Genomic DNA, 6,130 nt, shown 5'->3' on the forward strand with positions numbered 1-6,130 from the left:
GGGTAGTATGACAGCTATGACTGTACATCTTGACGTAGTAAGCGCAGAGCAGAGCTTGTTCTCTGGTCTTGTTGAATCGATTCAAGTATCTGGTAGTGAAGGCGAGCTGGGTGTAAACCTAGGTCATGCTCCACTACTAACTGCCCTTAAACCTGGTATGGTACGTTTAGTTAAGCAATATGGTCACGAAGATGTGTTATATGTTGCTGGCGGTACATTAGAAGTTCAACCAAATCACATCACGATTCTTGCAGATACTGCGGTTCGTGGTGAAGATTTAGATGAAGATTCTGTACAAAAAGCTAAACGTGAAGCTGAAGAACATATGGCGAATTCGTCAGCTGTTGAGTTTGATTATCAACAAGCGGCTACGCGACTGGCAGAAGCAGTTGCTCAGTTACGCGTAATTCAGCAATTACGTCACAAGTAAGCCTATCCGGTTTTGAAAAGCCCACTTTATGTGGGCTTTTTTGTGTCTGTAATTTAAACATGGTGTATCGCTTATTTATAATTGTTAAATAACAGGTCTATCAGACTATTATCTGTGCTTTATCACTTATATCCTTCACCAATCCTCGCTACAATAACGTCATCCAATTAAGTGTGTTTTTCAGTCAAGATTCAGTACGAATAAACTAACCTACTGAGTATCTGCACAAGAAGTGATTTACGTAATCTTCTGCACAAACATAATACTTATTTAGCTAAAACAACGGAAAAAGGAAATTGTTTTAATGGCTCTAACAACTGTTATTCTTGCTGCGGGTAAAGGTACTCGTATGCGTTCTGCTCTACCTAAAGTTTTGCACAATGTTGCAGGTAAACCAATGGTACAGCACGTTATTGATAATGCGATGGCATTAGGTGCAACGACTACAAACTTAGTTTACGGACACGGTGGCGAACTATTACAACAGCAACTTGCCGATAACGATGTAAATTGGGTACTTCAAGCAGAGCAACTTGGTACTGGCCACGCAGTCGCGCAAGCCAACTCTCATATTAACGATGAAGACACAGTATTGATTTTATACGGCGATGTACCGCTAACAAAACAATCAACTCTAGAGCGTTTATTAGCTGCAACACCTAAAAATGGTTTAGCGGTATTAACGGTAAATTTGGTAAACCCAAATGGCTATGGTCGCATGCTTCGTGTCGGTGGTAAGTTAGTCGGTATTGTTGAGCAAAAAGATGCAAGCTCAGAGCAGTTACTTATTAACGAAGTAAATACAGGCATTATGGCTGTTAACGGTAAGCTATTAAAAACATGGTTAGGTAACTTATCTAACAATAATGCACAAGGCGAGTACTACTTAACAGATATCGTTGCAATGGCTCACCGTGAAGGCGTAGAGATCACTTCAGCGCAACCAGATCATGCAATGGAAGTTGAAGGCGCAAATAACCGTGTACAACTTGCAGGCTTAGAGCGCGCTTACCAAGCATGGCAAGCAGAAGAGTTAATGTTAAATGGCGCTACCCTGGCCGACCCTGCTCGTATTGATGTTCGCGGCAATGTTAAAACAGGCGAAGACGTATTAGTTGATATAAACGTTATCTTTGAAGGTAATGTAACCCTTGGTAACAATGTACAAATTGGCCCTAACTGTGTACTTAAAAACTGTACCATAGGCGATAACGTGGTAATAAAGGCTAATACCCTAATTGAAGATGCAAGCGTAGCTGCTAAATGTACGCTAGGCCCTTATGCTCGCCTTCGCCCAGGCGCTGTTATGGAAGAAGACTCACACATTGGTAACTTTGTTGAGATGAAAAAAACCCGTTTAGGCAAAGGCTCAAAAGCCAACCACTTAAGTTATTTAGGTGATGCTGAAATTGGCGAAAAAGTGAATATTGGCGCTGGTACTATTACCTGCAACTACGATGGTGTTAATAAATCAAAAACTATTATTGGCGATAATGCTTTTATTGGCTCTAATTCATCACTCGTTGCCCCAGTAAATATAGGCGCAACTGCAACAATTGGTGCAGGCTCTGTGATCACCAGTACCGTTGAAGATGACCAATTAGCAATAGCCCGCTCTAAACAGCGTAATTTAACGGGTTGGAAACGCCCAGTTAAAAAATAATAAGCCAACACCTTTTTAAAGCGAGTTATATACTCGCTTTTTTATTGTTTATATTTTGACTGTTATTTAAACTAATGGTTAACGGATTAAAAAATAGACTCAAGGAACTCTTATATCAGCATATGCTCGCTGTGCTATTGCCGAAAGGCAACGTCAAAATCAAATTAAAAGTCTTCTATCAGGTAAATGGAAACGAATTAACGATCCATTAAAGACAGGAGGTGGGTTATACCCTTTATTTGATGATATGAAGGCATTAGCCATTATTGCGGCTGCAATGCAGCGCCAAGGTAATGTTTTCGCTAAGTTTAAAATTAAAGTTTATAATGGTTCCCCCGCTATTATAATGTCTTCTTACCCTGGTATCAGAGCTCATTTAACGGGTACTCGTTATTTAGCAAGTAACCCCAAACTTTTTACTATCGGTGTCGGTAAATTAGAAGCTGTAAAAGCCATAAAGGGTGAGTTTGTACTCACTCTAGTAATTTCAGTGACATTTCATGCTACAGACTATCTTTTAAACGATCAAAAAACATGGCATGACTTAGTGGCAGGTGTAGCCGTAGATATGGCTGTAGTTGGAGCTGCTATTGTGACTACTAGTACAATATTAGGTGTCGCATCGGCAGCTGGTTTAGCAACAATAATTGCTGCTACAGTATTAATGCCCTTGTTGGTTGTTGTAATCGTTGGGGTGGCTTTTTCAATTGCATTTTCGGATACCAGTGATTATGTAAAAGTACTTTCTGATGAGTTAAGAAATATTGAAAATAAGATACAGAGTGGTGTAATTAAAATTAAGGCTGGAGCGCAAAAAGTTAATAGCGAATATAAAGAAAATCCAAATGAATTTTTACATGAAACCTTTGGAGTTCCTATGTTTAAAAAAACTAGGTCTTATAACTTGTGAAGTTTTTAGAATGGAAAAAAGCAGATAAAAAGTTATCTCTTGCAAATGTGAAAGAATTAGCATCTGTTTTTTTCTTGTTAATTGTTAGTGGAGGGCTGTGCTACAAAATAGCCTTAAACTTTTTTTCCGAAGTGGAAACTATATTTTTAGTTAGTCAGCCTCAATTTTTTATCAAAGAGCAAGCCACCATACTATTATCTTTTTTATTATTACCTTGCCTATTTCTAACGTTTTTATCGACTTTACAGCGTTTTTTGGGGTTTGATATAAAGTTAACTTTAACTAATGCATTTAAAAGTGCAATTGTAGGTTTAATTGTTTTATTAATTCTATCAATCCCGACGAATCTTGTCATAGAGTCTAATTTAAAAAGCAAAGGTTACACTTATTGTAGTTGGTATACAGGATCCTCACTTCGAGCGCCTGATGTTTGGCTAAAAAACGATGAGTTATGCTTACAAGATGGCTCTGTCATAATCAATGATATAGCCGATTGGTTCGAGCAAAAAAACCAACAAGGTATTGAGCCTTCTGTTGATGAGCTAAAAGAGTTTATAAAAGAAGCTCGAAAAAAGCGTAATGAGTATATTAATAGGTTTTAGCTACAAGCCTGCTTTCATGGGCAATAAGTACTCCTTAGCTTCAAGCGAGTTATATACTCGCTTTTTTATTGCCGAAAGCTAATCAAAATAAAATTGCCATAATCTTGTCATGCCTGTGTGTTGATATTTAGCAAATACAATACTAAGGAAAATCACATGTTTAAAAAATCAATTATTGCGCTGTCACTTATATCTGTTCTTACTGGTTGCTCACTTGATGGTGACGATGGCCAAAACGGCTCTCAAGGATTACAGGGAGAACAAGGCACAACTGGAACTAATGGGATAAATGGTGTAAATGCTAATTCAGTATTAAATATTAGCCTCGTAGGAAGAGGAGTATTAAATGCACAAAGTCCAGAAGGTGCCGCTGAAATAGTTGCTTACCAAGCATCTAAAAAATGGATTTACGCTATTAACAGTTCAGGCGATGACGCTGTTATTAATATTTTACCCGCCGACACCTTTGATACTGCCGCACTTGTTAAAGATAACGAAGGGGTTATCAGCGCCACAAATTTAACGTCCGTTATTACGTTGTCTTTAAACGAGCATACCCAAGGCGATGCAAACAGTATTGCTATTGATGAAAACAATAATTTACTAGCGGTCGCAATGGCTGCTAAAAACACGGGTGATGCAGGTCAAATTGCTTTTTACGATATAAGCGGCGACTCACCTGTATTTATTAAAAACGTAACGGTCGGATTTTTACCAGACATGGTGACGTTCACCCATGATGGCGCAAAGGCAGTGGTTGCTAACGAAGGTGAACCAAGTGATGACTACAGCGTAGATCCTGAAGGTTCCATTAGTATTATCGATATAACAAATAATGTAATAGCCGATACAGCAATAAATATTGATTTTAAAGCCTATAACAACAAACAAACCGAACTAGAAGCGCAAGGGGTAGTTTTTGCAAACCCAAATGGTCGTACTATTAACGGTAATCTAATAAATACCACAGTAGCTATGGATTTAGAGCCCGAGTACGTTAGCATTTCTAAAGATAACAAATATGCTTATGTATCTATTCAAGAAAACAATGCACTTGCAATAGTTAACCTACAAGACAACAGTCTTGAGCTAAAGGGCTTAGGCTTTAAAGATTGGTCAAGCTTACAACTTGATACCTCAGATAAAGACGGCGGCGTGAATTTTAAATCATACCCAGGGCTCTATGGTATGTACCAGCCCGACACTATCTCAAGCTTTAGTTGGAAAGGCGCTAACTTTATAGTCACTGCCAACGAAGGTGACGCAAGAGAATACTTTTTTAATACAACGGATGAAGCAGACTGTATAGCAAAGGGCGGACTTGATTACGATAAAGACGATGGCTGCTTAGCTTATATAGATGAAAGCCGCGTTGAAGACTTAACGCTTGCTGCTAATTTTGATTACTTAAATAATGACGATGATGATATTGGTCGCTTAAAAGTAACAACAATAAAAGGCGATACTAATAACGATGGCCAATACGAATCGCTTTATGCTTATGGTGCACGTTCGTTTACCATCTGGGATAGTAATGGGCTGGTGGTGTTTGATTCAGGCGATGATATAGGTCGAATTACTGCATCGGTTCATGGTGAAGCATTTAACAACAATGAAGATGAAAACAAAGGTGATTCACGTTCAGATGATAAAGGCGCAGAGCCTGAAGCGCTGACTATTGGTAAAATTGACGATCGTACATTTGCTTTTATAGGGCTTGAGCGTATGGGTGGGATTATGGTTTATGATATTACCAATCCATATAATGTGCAGTTTGAAGACTACTTCTATAATAGAGGCTTAATTAAAGGTGCGAATATTACAGGCGATTTAGCGCCTGAAGGAATGGTATTCGTTCCAGCAGAGCAAAGTGCTACAGGAAACCCACTCTTAATCGTTGGAAATGAAATATCAGGCTCCATTGCCGTATGGGAAATAGCATCTAAATAAACCTTTAATTTAAAATAAAGCTGTGTGTTGTTTGTTTAACATACAGCTTAGTTTAAACCTTACTAATACATCATCAATAGATACATATATAGTGCGTGTTTTTTAAACTAAAAATATCCTGTAGCCCCTTATTTGTATAGCTTTCATACTAAATTCATTTAATTGTCAAAAAGCTGAAATAAAACATTGACCCCCGCTCGAATCTCCCTATAATGCGACCCCACTGAGACGGGAAACGCCAACGCATAGCGAGGCACGAACTACTCAGAGAGTTAAATAAAACTTCGGTTTTAAATTGTCGAAAGAAACTTTAAAACAAAGTGTTGACTCAAAAAATAAAGGGTGTATTATTCGCATCCCTTGAGACGCTAAAGCGACTCAAGCGTTCTTTAACAATATAAAGCAATCATCTGTGTGGGCACTCGTACAGATTGAGTTCTAACAGCCAAGCTACTTAGGTAGCGAGGCAAACAAATTAGAGTCTCAATTGAAACTGAGTGACCATATGTTATTAAAAGATTCAGCCTTGAGCTGTTTTGATTTCACTTTTTTAAAAGTGAAAATAATAACGCACA

The 6,130-nt window shown here is 38.3% G+C and carries 5 protein-coding genes; all 5 read left to right on the forward strand.

Features of this window, described 5'->3' with window-relative positions; all coding sequences use genetic code 11:
* Positions 1-7: 7 nt before the first annotated feature.
* Positions 8-430, forward strand: a complete 423-nt coding sequence (locus H5115_RS18005) for a F0F1 ATP synthase subunit epsilon (RefSeq protein WP_004335277.1) — start codon at positions 8-10, stop codon at positions 428-430.
* A 304-nt stretch (positions 431-734) separates the two neighbouring features.
* Positions 735-2,093: a bifunctional UDP-N-acetylglucosamine diphosphorylase/glucosamine-1-phosphate N-acetyltransferase GlmU gene (gene glmU / locus H5115_RS18010; RefSeq protein ID WP_182756633.1), complete on the forward strand. Its 1,359-nt coding sequence runs from the start codon at positions 735-737 to the stop codon at positions 2,091-2,093.
* A 247-nt stretch (positions 2,094-2,340) separates the two neighbouring features.
* Positions 2,341-3,003 (forward strand): hypothetical protein, encoded by a 663-nt coding sequence (locus tag H5115_RS18015; RefSeq protein ID WP_259396435.1) that lies wholly within the window; start codon positions 2,341-2,343, stop codon positions 3,001-3,003.
* On the forward strand, positions 3,000-3,605 hold the full coding sequence (locus tag H5115_RS20290) for a DUF1240 domain-containing protein (protein WP_182756635.1): 606 nt from the start codon (positions 3,000-3,002) through the stop codon (positions 3,603-3,605). Before H5115_RS18015 ends, H5115_RS20290 begins: the two co-directional genes overlap by 4 nt.
* 156 nt (positions 3,606-3,761) lie before the next feature.
* On the forward strand, positions 3,762-5,555 hold the full coding sequence (locus H5115_RS18025) for a choice-of-anchor I family protein (protein ID WP_182756637.1): 1,794 nt from the start codon (positions 3,762-3,764) through the stop codon (positions 5,553-5,555).
* Positions 5,556-6,130: the final 575 nt, after the last annotated feature.

It is taken from the genome of Pseudoalteromonas sp. SR44-2 (genome assembly GCF_014163745.1).
In the GTDB taxonomy this organism is placed as follows: Bacteria; Pseudomonadota; Gammaproteobacteria; order Enterobacterales; family Alteromonadaceae; genus Pseudoalteromonas; species Pseudoalteromonas distincta.

Bases quoted from the DNA above. Each gene is read 5' to 3' on its own strand.
- H5115_RS18005 (WP_004335277.1), top strand. From the start codon at position 8: ATGACAGCTATGACTGTACATCTTGACGTAGTAAGCGCAGAGCAGAGC.
- glmU (WP_182756633.1), top strand. From the start codon at position 735: ATGGCTCTAACAACTGTTATTCTTGCTGCGGGTAAAGGTACTCGTATG.
- H5115_RS18015 (WP_259396435.1), top strand. From the start codon at position 2,341: ATGAAGGCATTAGCCATTATTGCGGCTGCAATGCAGCGCCAAGGTAAT.
- H5115_RS18025 (WP_182756637.1), top strand. From the start codon at position 3,762: ATGTTTAAAAAATCAATTATTGCGCTGTCACTTATATCTGTTCTTACT.